The following is a 14,063-nucleotide window of genomic DNA, read 5'->3' on the forward strand; positions in this document are numbered from 1 at the left end:
TCGGCGGGCGTCAGTACGCCGGCACCCGCATCAGCACCGCGCCGTCGGCGCCGAGCACGGTGATCTCCGTGAACTCGACCTCGCTGGTGGTCCAACTGTCGGCCCGGACAATGTACGTCCCGTTGACCACCGGTGCCTCGACGCTGTACCCGCGGTCGGTCCGCACCCGCACGCGCGTCGCGCCCTCGGGCGCGAGCCCGTCCATCACGCTCGCGTAACCCAGGGGGAGATCGCTCAGGGTGAGCACGGTTACCCCGCCGGCGACGGCGCAGGTGCGCGGCGGACAGTACAGCGGGTCCTGCCCCGGGTCCATCCGGCTGCCGCTCGAAAACCTGAGGTCGCCGCCGGGACGGGCGAGGCAGAAGGCGAGACCGGTGCCGTTGACGACGATGGCGGCGCGGCGTCCGTCGGGCCACTCGACGGCGTTGACCAGCCGGTCTCCCCGGCCGTTCACCCGACACTGGGTCAGCACGTCGGCGCGCTCCGGCTCCGCCATCGCGGTCAGCGGCCGGCCCGGCCCGGCGTCGCCGAGCAGTCGCGGCCCGACCTGCCACAACCCGACCCCGACGACCAGCACGAACGCGGTGGCCAGCGCGCTGGCCAGGATGCCCGGCCAGCCGCGTCGCGCGGGGCCCTCGGCCCGCTGGACGATCTCACCCAGCGGGGTGACCGGCAGCCGCTCGTCGGCGAGCACCCGGTCGAAAGCGTCACGGACCTGCTGCGTCGGGTCAGTCATCGAGGTGCTCCCTGAGGGCGGCGAGTCCACGGTGCAGGAGGGTCTTGACGGTGCCGGCGGGGCAGCCGAGCGTCTCGGCGATCTCCCGCTCCGGCAGGTCGAGGTAGTAGCGGAGGAACAACGCGGCGCGCTGCCGGGGCCGGATCCGGCGCAGCGCCGCGCGTACCGGCGCGGACTCGTGCGGCACCGTGACCGGGTGAGCCGGGTCGGCGAAGGCGTGCCGCCGTTCGAGGATCCGCCGTCGTACCCAGGAGGTGCAGCGGCTGGCCACCGCCCGCCGCAGCCAACGCTCCGGTTCCCGTACCTGGGCGCGGCGGCGGTACAGGTCGACGAACGCCTCCTGCACTATGTCCTCCGCCGCGGCGGCGCTACCCGTGGTCAGGTAGGCGAACGCCACCATCCCGCGGAAGTGCCGCTCGTACGTCGTCCCGAAGACGTCGTCCGCGACGTCCGCGAGCGCTGTCCGGCCTGTCATGCCCACTCCGCTCCCGCCCGCCGTCGAAGCGGGCGACACCGTACAGGCGCACGACGGCCCGCGACGGTTTCAGCCGATGGCGGCTTCACGGGGGTGGATTGGTTCAGAGGTGGGCGTACCAGGGGTCGGTGACGCCTGCCACCCCCGAACCGCTGTCGATGTGCATGCGCGTGGTCCGGGTGGTGCTGCTGACGATGGTGGCCGAGGTGCGCGCGGCGCTGGCGTTCGACGGCTCGGCCGTCGTCGAGCCGGCGGCGACCGGGCCACGCGGCCTGGGCCGGCTCTACGTGGTGCTCACCCGGGACGTCTCGCGCCTCGCCGTGCTGCACGCCCGACCGCTACCCGCGCCATTGTGACGAACAATTTCACGCGGCATTCACCGGCGCGTCCGCGGAATGACGTAAACGGCCCAGGAAACGTGGACGACAACTGAGAGATGGTCGACCGCGAGGAAACCCGGTCGAATGGTCGCGCCGGCCGGATTAGCCTTTCGGCAGGATCCGGCCGGCGCCATCGCCGAACTACACGTCCTTCACACAGGTCATGTAGGTGTAGCCGACGCGGTCAGGGAAGTCGATGATGATCCAGCCGTTGGCGTTGCTGACGCCACATGCCGTGTACCGGCCGCCCAAGGCGTAGGTGTTCGGGATGCAGTTGTACTGGTAGCCCTTCTGGGCCGTCGTGAAGGCGGGCGAGTCCGTGAAGGGCTCCCAGCGGATCGGCAGATTGGCCGCGATCGACTCGATCCGGCCGGTCGCGCACTGGGTGGAATAGTTGGCGCCGATGGCGGTGGCGCCGGCGCCGGACGCATTCGCGGACGCCGGTGCGGCCGGCGCGGCGAGCACCAGCCCCAGGCTGCCGACGGTCGCCAGAAGGGCCCTGGTCTTTCCGATTCTCGACATGACAGACAACCCCGTTCACTCGGTTCCGGCGCGGCCTCCCGCGCCATGGCGAAGTTACCACGGCCATCGACACATTTCTGTCCCTGGATTCATGGGCGGATGCCGTCGCGCGGCTCATCGGGAAACAATTTTGGAGAGCGAGAACCTCGCTGGTCGCGACCGTGTGGTGGACCGGAGGCGCGCCGATCCGACGGAGCGGCGCGACGAGGGTCGACGGTTCAGCTGACGTTTCGTCCGATCCGCCCCCTGGCGCGGCGGGTCGGTGCCACGATGCCGGCAGGGGCGCGCCGTCGTGGTCGCCCCCCGCCGAGAGGGGTCGACGTGAGCACCGTCCCGCCGGGCACGCCCTGCTGGGCCGACCTCGCCACCCCTGGTCTCGCCGACGCGCGGAGGTTCTACCCGGAGCTGTTCGGGTGGACGGGCCGGATCGACCCGGAGCCCGAGGCGGGCGGCTACACGGTCTTCCTGCTCGGCGGACGGGCGGTGGCGGGCGCGGGACCGCCGGCCATCCCCGACCAGGTGCCGATCTGGTCGACGTACCTGGCGACGGACGACGCCGACCTCGTGGCCGGCCGGGTCGAGCGGGCCGGCGGGCAGGTGGTGGTGCCGCCGTTCGAGGTGTTCGACCGGGGGCGGATGGCGGTCTTCACCGACCCGGCCGGGGCCGCCTTCAGCGTCTGGCAGCCGATGGCGATGCCCGGGGCCGAGGTGTTCGACACCCCGGGCGCGCTGACCTGGACCGAACTGGTCACCCCCGACCCGGACGGCGCCAAGGTCTTCTACGAGCTGGTCTTCGGCTGGCACCCGGACGACCAGCCGGCAGGCTCCGTCACCTACACCGGCTGGCGGCTCGGCGCCCGGATCGTGGCCGGCATGGTGCCGCCGCTGGGCGACGGGTTCCCGGCGGACACGCCCGCGTACTGGTCGGTGTACTTCGCGGTGGCCGACGCCGACGCGGCCGCCGCCCGCGCCGCCGAGCTGGGCGGCACGATCCTGGTCCCGCCCCAGGACGCCCCGGCGGGCCGCTTCGCCGCCCTCCGCGACCCCCACGGCGCCCTCTTCAACATCCTCACCCGCCCCTAACCCCACCCACCCACCCACACGGGTTGATCATGAAGTTGTTGCGGCGACACGCCGGTCGGGGCGACAACAACTTCCTGATCAACGGCAGGGGCCCGGGAGGGGAAGGGAGGGAAGGACGGGAGGGGTCAGGGGTGGGGGCGGACGGGGACTACCAGGGGGCCGTGGTCGCCGTCGATGACGCGGACGGTGGCGCGGTACCAGGTGGCGAGGAGCTGCTCGGTCAGCACCTCGCGCGGGGTGCCGGCGGCGACCACCCTGCCGTCGGCGAGGAGCACCATGCGGTCGGCGTACTCGCCGGCTATCGAGAGGTCGTGCATGGTGGCGAGCACGGTCAGGCCGTGCTCGCGGCGGAGCCGGTCGACCAGCTCCAGCACCTCCTGCTGGTGGCCGATGTCCAGGGCGCTGGTCGGCTCGTCCAGCAGCAGCAGGGTCGCGCCCTGGGCCAGCGCCCGGGCCAGGAAGACCCGCTGCCGCTCACCGCCGGAGAGGGTGGCCAGCTCCCGGTCCTGGAACCCGGTCAGGTCCAGCCCGTCGAGCACGTCGTACGCGGCGGCCAGGTCGGCGGCCGACTCCCGGCCCAGCGGCGGGATGTACGGGGTGCGGCCCAGCAGCACGTAGTCGAGCACCGACATGCCGGCCGGCACGACCGGGGACTGCGCCACGGTCGCCACCACCCGGGCCCGGTCGCGGCGGCGCAGCGCCTCGCTCGGCGTACCGAAGAGGGAGATGGCGCCCGGCGCGGGCAGCAGGCCGCCGACGGCGCGCAGCAGGGTCGACTTCCCGGCGCCGTTCGGGCCGATCACGGTGACCCACTCGCCCGGGGCGACGGTCAGGTCGACGCCGCCGAGGATCGGCGTGCCGTCGAGGCGGACGTGCAGGTCGCGGACCTCGACGGCGGGGACGGCGGGCCCGGTCGTCCGGTCACCGCCGTCCGCCGGCTGCGGGGCGGGCACAGGCACACCGCCGTCTGCCGGCTGTGGGGCGGGCACAGGCACACCGTCGTCCGCCGGCTGTGGGGCGGACACGCGCGCCCCGCCGTCCGCCGGCCGCGGCGCCGGCGCACGTCGCGCGCTCATCCGAGCACCCGCCGGGAGGTGCGCAGGACCAGGACGAAGAACGGGCCGCCGAGCAGCGCGGTGACCACGCCGATCGGCACCTCCGCCGGGGCGGCGACGGTGCGCGCGACCACGTCCGTCAGCGCCAGGAAGGCGCCGCCGAAGAGCAGCGAGAGCGGCAGGATCACCCGGTAGCTCGACCCGGCCAGGAGCCGTACGGTGTGCGGCACGATGATCCCGACGAAGCCGATCAGCCCGGAGGCGGAGACCGCGGCGGCGGTGCCGAGCGAGGCGGCGGCGATCAGCAGGTAGCGGGACCGTTGCGGGTGCAGCCCGAGGCCGGTCGCCTCGTCGTCGCCGACGGAGAGCACGTCCAACTCCCGCCGGTGCAGCAGCACCACCAGGGCGGTGAGGAGGAAGTACGGCAGCACCAGCCGGACGTCGTGCCAGCCGGCGGTGGCGAGCCGCCCAAGCAGCCAGGAGTAGACCTGCTGGATGCTGTCGGAGTTGCGTTGCAGCAGGTAGGTCTGCCCGGCGGAGAGGAACGCGGAGACGGCCACCCCGGCCAGGATCAGCGTCGCCGTGGAGCGGGCGCGCCCGCCGGACGCCCCGAGCAGGTAGGTCATCGCCACCGCGCCGAGTGCGCCGACGAAGGCGGCCAGCGGGATGGTGAGCGGCAGCCCGGTGAGCGCGCCGCCCGCCCCCACCCCGAGGGTGATCACGGCGGTGACCGCCAGCCCGGCCCCGGCCGCCACCCCGAGCAGGTACGGGTCGGCCAGCGGGTTGCGGAACACGCCCTGGTAGCAGCCGCCGGCCAGGGCGAGCAGCCCGCCGACCAGCAGGCCGAGCACCACCCGGGGCAGCCGCAGCTCGGTGACGATGGCAATCTCCCGCTCGGTCAGCCCGCTGTCGATGCGGACCCCGGGGACGAGGTTGAGCAGCTCGGCCGCGACGCTGCCCGGCGGCAGGCTGACCGGGCCGAGCGACACCCCGGCGACCAGGGCGACCAGCACGGCGGCGACGCCGGCGACGAGCCAGCGCGGCCGCAGCCCGGCGGGCCGGGACGCGGGAAGCGTCCCGGCCCGCCGGGTGGGTCGAGCCGTGTCGGGAGCCTTGGTCATCGACGGGCGCGGCTCACGCGGGCACCTTGGCGGCCGCGTCGATGATGGCCCGGAGCAGGTCCACCACGCGGGGACCCCAGCGCGACGCGATGTCGTCGTCGAGCGCGACGACCTGGTTGTTCTTGACCGCGGTGATGCCCGCCCAGCCGGCGCGCGCCTTGACCGTCTCCGCGCTCTGCTGGCAGCACTTGGTGTCGGCGAGGAAGACGAAGTCCGGGTCCGCCTTGACGATGACCTCCTGCGACAGCTGCGGGTAGCCGCCGTTCTTGCCGTCGGCGTCGGCCGGGTCGGCGATGTTCTCCAGGCCGGCCATGGCGTAGAGCGAGCCGATGAAGGTCTTGCTGGTGGCGGTGTACAACTCCGGGCCGAGCTCGTGGTAGTAGGTCAGCTTCTCGGCGCGCTGCGGCAGGCCGGCGACCAGCTTGGCGATGTCGTCCTTCATCCGCTTGGTCACGTCGGCCGCCTCGGTCGCGTGGCCGGTGAGCGCGCCCAGCTCGGTGATCTGCCGGTACGAGTCGTCCAGCGTGGTCGCGGCCGGGGTGAGGTAGACCGGGATCTTCAGCGTCGTGAGCTGCTCGACGATCTTGTTGCGGTCGTCCGAGAGCACCACCAGGTCGGGGCTCTTGCCGGCGATCGCCTCGGCGTTCGGGGAGAAGCCGGAGAGGTCGGTCTTCGGCGCGTCCGGCGGGTAGTTCGAGTTGTCGTCGACGGCGGTGACCTGCTTGCCGGCGCCGATGGCGAAGAGCATCTCGGTGGCCGACGGCGACAGCGACACGATCTTCTCGGGCCGCTTGTCGAGGGTGAGCTTGCCGACGGTGACCGGGTAGGCGGCCGCCGCGGAACTGCCGCCGGCGGCGGGCGTGTCGGTGGTCTTCTCGGCGCAGGCCCCGAGGGCCAGCGCGGCCACCGCGAGGGTCGCGGCGAAGAACCGGGGGGTACGTCTGAGCATCTGTCCTCCTGTCGGTCGAGGAGCGTGGTGCTTCGCCGACAGGGACCCAGTGCGCCCGTCCGCGAGGCGCCCTTCCTCGAGAGCGCGAGTCGCGACCACTGACGCAGGCGACCTGGCTCGTCCCCGCCGCGCCCGGCCTCGGCCGGGAGTGGTGGGGCATCACAGTTGCGGGACAGCGCCGGTTTCGCACCGGCTTCGCTGCTAGTGGTCGGTAGAACCGTAGCGCACGCCCCGGACGTGCCTCGTCGATCCAGGTCGCATCGGCGCTTGTTGATCTACAACAGCAGCGATATGCCCTGGATCGACGCCGGCTGGGTGGTGGTGGGGCCCCGCCGGGGGCGGTACGGGGCCCCACCGGGCTCAGGAACTCGTGATGGTGACGTTGTCCACAGCCGCCTCGACCAGGCTCGCGCCCGAGGCGTCCGTCGCCTCGACCAGGATCCGCACGGACTGGCCGGCGTACGGGGTGAGGTTGGCGTTCGCCACCGCCCAGGCGCCGTTGCGGTTGGTGGCCGCGCCGGACTGCGTGAACAGGACCGTGGTGCCGCCGTTGTGCACCACGCTGACCCGGAAGTAGTCGGCCGACGAGGCGTTCGACCCGTGCGCCAGGTACCAGGCCAGCGAGAGCGTCAGCGTGCCCTCCGACGGCAGAGTCACGGCCGGCGACCGGGCGCTGGTCACGCCGCCGTCGATGTCGTAGTCGCCCGCCCCGGTGCCGGCCAGCCGGCCGGTGACCAGGTCGTTGCTCCCGCCGTACGGGGTGAGCTGCTTGGCGCCGCTGGAGGTGGTCGCCTGGGCGGCGCCCCGCTCCCACGCCCCGGCGGTCGCGGTGTCGGTGCCGTTCGGGTTGGTGGTCCACCCGGTGGCCGTCTCGAAGGTGTCCGACCAGACCGTGGTGCCGCCGCCACCGCCGCAGTACTGCGCCTCCTTGCCGATGACCCGGTACGGGCAGTCGGCGTACTCGCTGAGCAGCAGCACCGCCTCCCGGTTGCGCGAGGTCTGGGCGGGGATCACCTCGTCGGGCGGGTAGAAGCCGCCGCCGAGGGACGAGCCCGGGTACATCTCGAAGGTGTACGCCCAGATGCCGTGCTGCCCCCACATCCAGTCGATGCTGTCGCCGTCGGTGATGTAGAGGTCGCTGGACTGCTGCGGGGTGTAGCCGTTGGTGTTCGCCATCTGCTGACCGAGGGCGGCGAAGGTGCTGTACTGGTCGGCGCTCATGCTGGGAGCGGTGTTGTTGTACGTGTAGCCGAACGGCCAGAGCACCAGCTCCGAGTACGTGTGGAAGTCGATGTTGGCCTTGATCTGCTGCGTGCCGCCGACCACCCGGCTGTTGACGAAGTTGCGCAGCGCCGCGGTCTCCGGGGCGGAGAACGCCGACGGGCCCCGGTAGGTCTCCGACGAGGTCGAGCCGGACGAGCCGCCGCAGCAGCCCCACTGGTAGGACCAGTTGCGGTTCAGGTCGGTGCCGACGTACGACGAGCCGCTGTTCGGCTGCCGGTTCTTGCGCCAGGAGCGGTAGGAGCCGGTGGCGATGTCGTACTCGCTGCCGTCCGGGTTGACCGTCGGCACGATCCAGATCTCCCGGCCGTTCACGATGTTGGTGATCCGGGAGTCGGTGCCGTAGCTGTCGGTGAAGAGGTTGAGCAGGTAGATCGCCATCTCGACGGTCAGGTGCTCGCGGGCGTGCTGCTGCGAGTTGAACAGGATCTCCGGCTCGGCCTCGTCGGTGGCGACGTTGTCGGAGATCTTCACCGCCATCAGGTCACGACCCTCGTACGAGGAACCGATGCTGATCTTCCGGGCGATCGAGGGATGGTCCGCGACCACCTGGTTGACCACGGCGGTCAGTTCCGCGTAGTCGTGGTAGTTGGAGTCGGCGGGCGGGAAGGCGGTCGTGCCGACGTCCCCCTCGGCGTGGCTGTGGCCGTCGGCCGACGGGGCCGGTACCGCCTCCAGCCGGAAGCCGAGCCGGGTGATCGCCGCCGCCTCGGCGGGGGTGGCCGAGACGTTCAGCACGCCGTGCTCGACGTAGTCGATGGCGGCGCCGGTGCCGGCGACCGCGGTGCGGTCGGCCACCGTACGCGGACCGAGCACCCGGTAGGACGACGCCGCCGGGGAGTCGGCGGCGCGGTCGGGTTCGGGCCGGGCGGTGGCCGGCGCGGCGGCGACGGTGAGCAGGCCGAACCCGGCGGCGACAGCGAGCGCCAGGCGGCGGAGGACGGGCTTGCGGAAGGCCATGGACAACCTCCTCGGGGGGCGGGAGAAGATCCCGCTCGGTGGAGGACACTCCACCATCGCTCACATGGTCATATCAACATTCATCGCTGCCTTGTTGCATGCCATCCAGATCCTCACACCGGCAAGGATTTTCCAACCGTCGACCTCTGGCGAAAGTTCCTTCCGAGCGGGACACTGACCGGCAACGATCCGCCCGTCTCTGCGGAGGACCCATGTCCAGACCACGCCTGCGCGCGGCCACCCTCGCGGCCGCCACCGCGCTCACCCTTCTCGGCACCGCGGCACCCGCCGTCGCCGCGCCCGTCGCCGCCTCGGCGACCACCCGACCGGTGGTCCACGACGAGCAGATCACCTTCCAGGACTGGTCCCGCTACCCCGACTGGCGTCGGGGCAGCCACGCCGGCACGCGGGCCGTCCCCGGCCTCCGGCCGGGCGTCACGCTGGCCACGCCGCTCGGCACCACCGACTACACCGACCCGCACACCGGCATCACCAAGAGCTGGGAGTACGCGACCTGGACCTCCCCGGTCACCCAGGTCGGGTTCGACGCCACCGAGCTGATCGCCTCGTGGAACGCGGAAACCCCGGCCGGCACCTGGATCCAGGTGGAGATGCAGGGCACCTACAACACCGGCGTCCAGACCAAGTGGTACGTGATGGGGCGGTGGGCCTCCGGCGACGCCGACATCAAGCGGACCAGCGTCAACCGGCAGGGCGACCCCTGGTCGACCATCTGGACCGACACCTTCAGCATCGACGACGCCTCCGTCGGGGTGCTGCTGCGGGCGTACCAGCTGCGGCTGACCCTCTACCGGGCGCCGGGGCAGCAGGCCGCGCCGGTGGTGCACACGCTGGGCGCGATGAGCTCGAACGTGCCCGACCGGTTCACCGTCGAGCCGAGCGCCGGCGGCATCGCCTGGGGCCGGGAACTCGCCGTCCCCCGCTACTCGCAGAACATCCACACCGGCCACTACCCCGAGTACGACGGCGGCGGCCAGGCCTGGTGCTCCCCCACCTCCACCACGATGGTGATCGAGTACTGGGGCCGGAAGGCGTCCGAGGAGGACACCGCCTGGGTCGACCCGACCTACCCGGACCCGACGGTCAACCACGCCGCCCGGATGGTCTACGACTACCAGTACGACGGCGCCGGCAACTGGCCGTTCAACACCGCGTACGCGGCCAGCTTCCCCGGCCTGGAGGCGCGGGTCACCCGGCTGCACTCGCTGGACGAGGTGGAGCGCTTCATCGCCGCCGGCATCCCGGTGGTGACCAGCCAGTCCTTCCTGGCCAGTGAGCTGGACGGCGCGGGCTACGGCACCTCGGGGCACCTGTTCGTGATCGTCGGCTTCACCGCCGAGGGCGACGTGATCGTGAACGACCCCGCCTCGTCCAGCAACGAGGCGGTGCGCAACGTCTACCCGCGCGAGCAGTTCGAGCAGATCTGGCTGCGGACCAAGCGGATCAACGCCAGCGGCGGGGTCTCCGGCGGCTCCGGCGGCGTCGTCTACCTGATCAAGCCCGAGCGGATGCCGTGGCCGACGGTCGCCGGCTCCACCAACTGGTGACCTGACGGTCCGACAGCACGGTCGAGGGGTTCGCGTCACCCGGGTCCGCCCCGGGGCGCGAGCCCCTCGTCACTTCTCGGCGGCGGGGGCGTCCGGGTCCTGGTCGTCGCCGGCGAGGGCGGAGCGGAGGCGCTCCTTCTCGGTGCGGCGCCGCTCGGCGGCGTCGGCCATCTCCACCGCCATCTCGTCCCGCCAGCCCTTGAGCAGGAAGAACGAGGCGGCGGCCGAGAAGGCCAGCGCCAGCATCAGCTTGACGAAGAGGTTCATGTCGACCAGCCAGAGGGCCGCCAGCACGGCGACGAACAGCCCGATCCGGCCCAGCGTGTACTTGACCGCCGCGCTCACGTTCCGCACTCCGTTCTCCGCCGCCGGGGTGGCCCCGGCGGAAGGTTCAGCCCGTCCGGCGGGCCAGCCAGTGGACGCCGTGGAACCAGACCACCGCGTACCCGAGGGTGAACGCCGCCGCGCCCAGCCCGCCGGAGACCAGCGGGGCGAGCCCGGCGGCCAGGCCGGCCACCACCAGCCCGGCGACCAGCCCCACGGCACCCGCCACGAGCGCCGCCACCACCCGGGCCGCCCCGAACTCCCAGGCCCGGAAGTCGTCCCAGAACAGCCAGGCCGGCAGGATGACCGCCAGCCAGCCGTTGGCCCGGCCGAAGTCGCCGCTTCCGATCAGCGTGAACGCCCAGTCGAACAGCACCACCGCCAGCACGCCGATGACCAGCCCGGCCAGGCTCACCCCGAGCAGGTCGCCCAGGGTGAGGATGCGCCCCTCGGCGTCGCGCCGGGGGAACCCGCTCTGCTGCTCGGTCATGGCCTACGAGACTACGTGCCGGCTCAGGCCCAGACCTGCTGCGGCTCGGCGCGGCGCTCGGCCAGGGACGGGGCGGCATCGTACTCGCGGACCACCTCGTAGCGGGTGTTCCGCTCGACGGGGCGGAAGCCGGCGTCCCAGATCAGGTGCAGCAGGTCGTCCCGGTGCATCGTGTTCGGGGTGCCGTACGAGTCGGCGTCGTGGGTGATCTTGTATTCAACGACCGAGCCGTCCAGGTCGTCCACGCCGAAGTTGAGCGAGAGCTGGGCCACCGACAGGCCGTGCATCACCCAGAAGCACTTCACGTGCGGGACGTTGTCGAAGAGCAGCCGGGAGACCGCGAAGGTCTTCAGCGACTCGGCCGGCGAGGCCATCGTCGTACGCTCCTGGATCCGGTTACGGATCTTGCCGTCCGCCGAGTCGACGAAGTCGTGCTGGTAGCGCAGCGGGATGAAGACCATGAAACCGCCGGTCTCGTCCTGCAACTCGCGCAGCCGCAGCACGTGGTCGACCCGGTGCCGGGGCTCCTCGATGTGCCCGTAGAGCATGGTCGACGGCGTCTTCATGCCCTTGCTGTGCGCCAGGCGGTGGATCCGCGACCAGTCCTCCCAGTGGCAGGCGTGGTCGACGATGTGCTGGCGGACCTCCCAGTCGAAGATCTCCGCTCCGCCGCCGGTCAGCGACTCCAGGCCGGCGGCCATCAGCTCGTCGAGGATCTCGTCGGCGCTCAGGCCGCTGATCTTCTCGAACCACTGCACCTCGGTCGCGGTGAACGCCTTGAGCTTGACGTTCGGCAGCGCCGCCTTCAGCTCGCTCAGCACCTTCGGGTAGTAGCGCCACGGCAGCGTCGGGTGCAGGCCGTTGACGATGTGCAGCTCGGTGAGCTGCTCGTCCTCCATCTCCTTGGCCTTGCGGACCGCCTCGTCGATGCGCATCGTGTAGGCGTCCTTCTCGCCCGGCTTGCGCTGGAACGAGCAGTACGCGCACGAGGCGGAGCAGACGTTGGTCAGGTTGAGGTGCCGGTTGACGTTGAACATCACCCGGTCGCCGTTGAGCTCCGTACGCCTGTGGTGGGCCAGCCGCCCCAGCCACGTCAGGTCGTCGCTGTCGTAGAGGGCGATGCCGTCCTCGCGGGTCAGCCGCTCGCCGGCGTACACCTTCGCTTCGAGCTCACGCTTGAGTCCGGCGTCCATCGAAAGCCACGTCCCTTCCACCTGCGGTAGGAATCGAGCCTACGTCCACGTGCCGGCGCCGCCGCAGCACGGTCGGCCCCCGTGGGCCGATTCACCGAACTCTCAGCCTCCCGTTACCTCTCGACGCATCGACATGGCTGCGTGGGTGAGGTAAGACAGGATGGGACGTTCGCCACACACTGGTAGCGTCCTCACGGCCGCGTCCACCCTGGCGCGGCGACAGCACGCCGGACGGGGAGCGGAATGGTCGACAGCGGGCGCGGGCGACGGCAGCGACGACGGAGCCCGGTGATCTCGCCGGTGCTGCGTCCGGCGCTCTGGTCCGCCCTGCTCGGAGCCGTCGCCGCCACGGTCCTCGCCAACCCGGTCCAGGCCGACCCGGCGCTGCCCACCAGCGTCCCCGACACCGGCCTCCGGCCGGCCGTCACCGGTCAGCTCCAGCTCCCCGGCGGCGCGCCCGTCACCGGGACGCCGGGCGGCGGGGTGCCGGGCGCACCGGCCGGCAACCTGATCGACGGCCCGCTCGCCACCCAGATCTACGCCGCCGAGGCCCAGGTCGGGCAGCTCCGCGACCAACTGCTCGTGCTGCTGCAGAAGCGCACCGAGGCCGAGGGCCAGCGGGCCACCGCCGAACGCGACCTCGCGCTCGCCCGGGACGCGCTGGCCCGCGCCCAGGAGGGCGCCGACGCCGCCGCCGCGGGCGCGTTCAAGGCCGCCGCCGCCCTCCCGCCCGGCGAGTTCGCCAACGACCTGCACGAGCTGAGCCGGCTCTCCCGGATCATCCGCGGCGAGAAGGCCGAGGGCGGCACCACCGCCGCCGAGGGCGAGCTGTCCCGGGCCCGCACCGGCGAGCAGGTGGCCGGCCAGGCACTGATCTCGGCCGAGTCCCGGCTCAAGGGCGCCCAGACGGAATACGCCGCCGGCGAGAAGGCCCTGCGCGACGCCGAGGCGAAGCTGGCCAAGCTGCGCCGGGACAACGCCGCGCAGCTCATCGAGCTCGAGCGCCAGCAGGAGGCCCTCGACCAGCAGCTCGGCGCCGGCTACGTCGGCAACGAGACGGCCAACGGCCTGGCCGCCCACCCCACGGCCCTGAAGGCCCTGGCGTACGCCAAGGCGCAGCTCGGCGACCCCTACCTGTGGGCCGCCGAGGGGCCGGACCGGTTCGACTGCTCCGGCCTGATCTACGCCGCCTATCGGTCGGCGGGCTACTACGGGCTGCCCCGGGTCTCCCGGGACCAGTACTACGCCACCCGGTCCCGCACCGTGTCCCGCAGCGCGCTGCTCCCCGGTGACCTGCTCTTCTTCGCCTCCGGCACGAGCTGGACGACGATCCACCACATGGGCATGTACGTCGGCGGCGGCAAGATGATCCACGCGCCGACCACCGGCGACGTCGTCAAGATCTCCACGGTGCGCTGGTCCCGGCTCTACGCCGCCACCCGGGTGATCGGGGCGGTGCCCGCGCCGACGAGCACCCCGTCGCCGACGCAGAGCAAGCCGCCCTCGCCGAAGCCGACGGAGAGCCCCAAGCCGACCCCGAAGCCCACCTCCCCGTCGCCGTCCCCGTCGACCTCGCCCTCGGCGACCCCCACCGGTTCGCCGTCGCCCACGACGTCGCCCAGCGCGTCGACCTCGCCGTCGCCGTCCCCGACCGGGTCGTCGCCGGCGGCGAGCCGCTCGGCCTCGTCGGAGCCGAGCGCCACGTCCGGCAGCGTGGCGCCGACCACGGCGGCGAGCAGCACCGACCCGGAGCGCAGCACGTCTGCCACCGCCTCGGCCAGCACGGGTAGCTGACCGGGACGCGCCGGCTCCGCCCGGCGCGCCGATGCCGGTCGCCACGGACCACGGGCCCGGAACGCACTCCGGCTGTGCCGCCGGGCCGGAATATGGCACGGTGACAGTCAGGCACGCCCGGTCCGACGTCGC

The 14,063-nt window shown here is 72.4% G+C and carries 14 protein-coding genes and 1 riboswitch; of the genes, 4 read left to right on the forward strand and 10 right to left on the reverse strand.

The window, feature by feature from the left end:
- Positions 1-10 precede the first annotated feature (10 nt).
- Together ABT006_RS01710 and ABT006_RS01715 are read right to left on the reverse strand one after the other, a co-directional pair.
- Positions 11-736 carry a hypothetical protein gene (locus ABT006_RS01710; RefSeq protein ID WP_350701914.1) on the reverse strand — a complete coding sequence of 242 codons (726 nt, stop codon included), beginning with the start codon at positions 734-736 and terminating at the stop codon, positions 11-13.
- On the reverse strand, positions 729-1,211 hold the full coding sequence (locus ABT006_RS01715) for a sigma-70 family RNA polymerase sigma factor (protein WP_350701915.1): 483 nt from the start codon (positions 1,209-1,211) through the stop codon (positions 729-731). The genes ABT006_RS01710 and ABT006_RS01715 overlap by 8 nt, the downstream gene beginning before the upstream one ends.
- 128 nt (positions 1,212-1,339) lie before the next feature.
- Here ABT006_RS01715 and ABT006_RS01720 point away from each other — a divergent pair, with 128 nt between their 5' ends.
- Positions 1,340-1,567: a hypothetical protein gene (locus ABT006_RS01720; RefSeq protein ID WP_350702741.1), complete on the forward strand. Its 228-nt coding sequence runs from the start codon at positions 1,340-1,342 to the stop codon at positions 1,565-1,567.
- Between the two features lie 165 nt (positions 1,568-1,732).
- Here the strand turns inward: ABT006_RS01720 and ABT006_RS01725 are convergent, their stop codons facing one another.
- Complete coding sequence (locus ABT006_RS01725) at positions 1,733-2,113, reverse strand: hypothetical protein (RefSeq protein WP_350701917.1); 381 nt, start codon at positions 2,111-2,113, stop codon at positions 1,733-1,735.
- Between the two features lie 321 nt (positions 2,114-2,434).
- On the opposite strand from ABT006_RS01725, the gene ABT006_RS01730 reads away from it, so the two are divergent.
- Entirely contained in the window at positions 2,435-3,196 is a 762-nt protein-coding gene (locus ABT006_RS01730; RefSeq protein ID WP_350701919.1) for a VOC family protein, read from the forward strand.
- 125 nt (positions 3,197-3,321) lie between these two features.
- On the opposite strand, the gene ABT006_RS01735 is transcribed toward ABT006_RS01730, so the two are convergent.
- From ABT006_RS01735 to ABT006_RS01750, 4 genes are all read right to left on the reverse strand, one after another.
- Positions 3,322-4,149, reverse strand: coding sequence for an ABC transporter ATP-binding protein (locus tag ABT006_RS01735; RefSeq protein WP_350701920.1), 828 nt, complete (start codon positions 4,147-4,149; stop codon positions 3,322-3,324).
- Positions 4,150-4,268: 119 nt separating this feature from the next.
- A complete protein-coding gene (locus ABT006_RS01740) occupies positions 4,269-5,372 on the reverse strand; it encodes a FecCD family ABC transporter permease (RefSeq protein WP_350701922.1) in 1,104 nt (367 codons plus the stop codon).
- A 13-nt stretch (positions 5,373-5,385) separates the two neighbouring features.
- Complete coding sequence (locus ABT006_RS01745) at positions 5,386-6,321, reverse strand: ABC transporter substrate-binding protein (protein ID WP_350701924.1); 936 nt, start codon at positions 6,319-6,321, stop codon at positions 5,386-5,388.
- 111 nt (positions 6,322-6,432) lie between these two features.
- A riboswitch (cobalamin riboswitch) is annotated at positions 6,433-6,515 on the reverse strand.
- Between the two features lie 166 nt (positions 6,516-6,681).
- Complete coding sequence (locus tag ABT006_RS01750) at positions 6,682-8,562, reverse strand: M14 family metallopeptidase (RefSeq protein WP_350701926.1); 1,881 nt, start codon at positions 8,560-8,562, stop codon at positions 6,682-6,684.
- 212 nt (positions 8,563-8,774) lie between these two features.
- Here ABT006_RS01750 and ABT006_RS01755 point away from each other — a divergent pair, with 212 nt between their 5' ends.
- Entirely contained in the window at positions 8,775-10,130 is a 1,356-nt protein-coding gene (locus ABT006_RS01755; protein WP_350701927.1) for a C39 family peptidase, read from the forward strand.
- A gap of 69 nt (positions 10,131-10,199) precedes the next feature.
- Here the strand turns inward: ABT006_RS01755 and ABT006_RS01760 are convergent, their stop codons facing one another.
- Genes ABT006_RS01760 through mqnE form a run of 3 tightly spaced genes read right to left on the reverse strand, consistent with a single transcriptional unit; the run spans position 10,200 to position 12,137 of the window.
- A complete protein-coding gene (locus tag ABT006_RS01760; protein ID WP_350701929.1) occupies positions 10,200-10,475 on the reverse strand; it encodes a DUF4229 domain-containing protein in 276 nt (91 codons plus the stop codon).
- Between the two features lie 46 nt (positions 10,476-10,521).
- Complete coding sequence (locus ABT006_RS01765) at positions 10,522-10,944, reverse strand: hypothetical protein (RefSeq protein WP_350701930.1); 423 nt, start codon at positions 10,942-10,944, stop codon at positions 10,522-10,524.
- A gap of 23 nt (positions 10,945-10,967) precedes the next feature.
- Complete coding sequence (mqnE, locus tag ABT006_RS01770) at positions 10,968-12,137, reverse strand: aminofutalosine synthase MqnE (protein ID WP_350701932.1); 1,170 nt, start codon at positions 12,135-12,137, stop codon at positions 10,968-10,970.
- Positions 12,138-12,380: 243 nt separating this feature from the next.
- On the opposite strand from mqnE, the gene ABT006_RS01775 reads away from it, so the two are divergent.
- Complete coding sequence (locus ABT006_RS01775; RefSeq protein ID WP_350701934.1) at positions 12,381-13,931, forward strand: C40 family peptidase; 1,551 nt, start codon at positions 12,381-12,383, stop codon at positions 13,929-13,931.
- The last annotated feature ends 132 nt before the right edge of the window (positions 13,932-14,063 follow it).

This window comes from Micromonospora sp. NPDC002717 (genome assembly GCF_040295705.1).
GTDB lineage: Bacteria > Actinomycetota > Actinomycetes > Mycobacteriales > Micromonosporaceae > Micromonospora.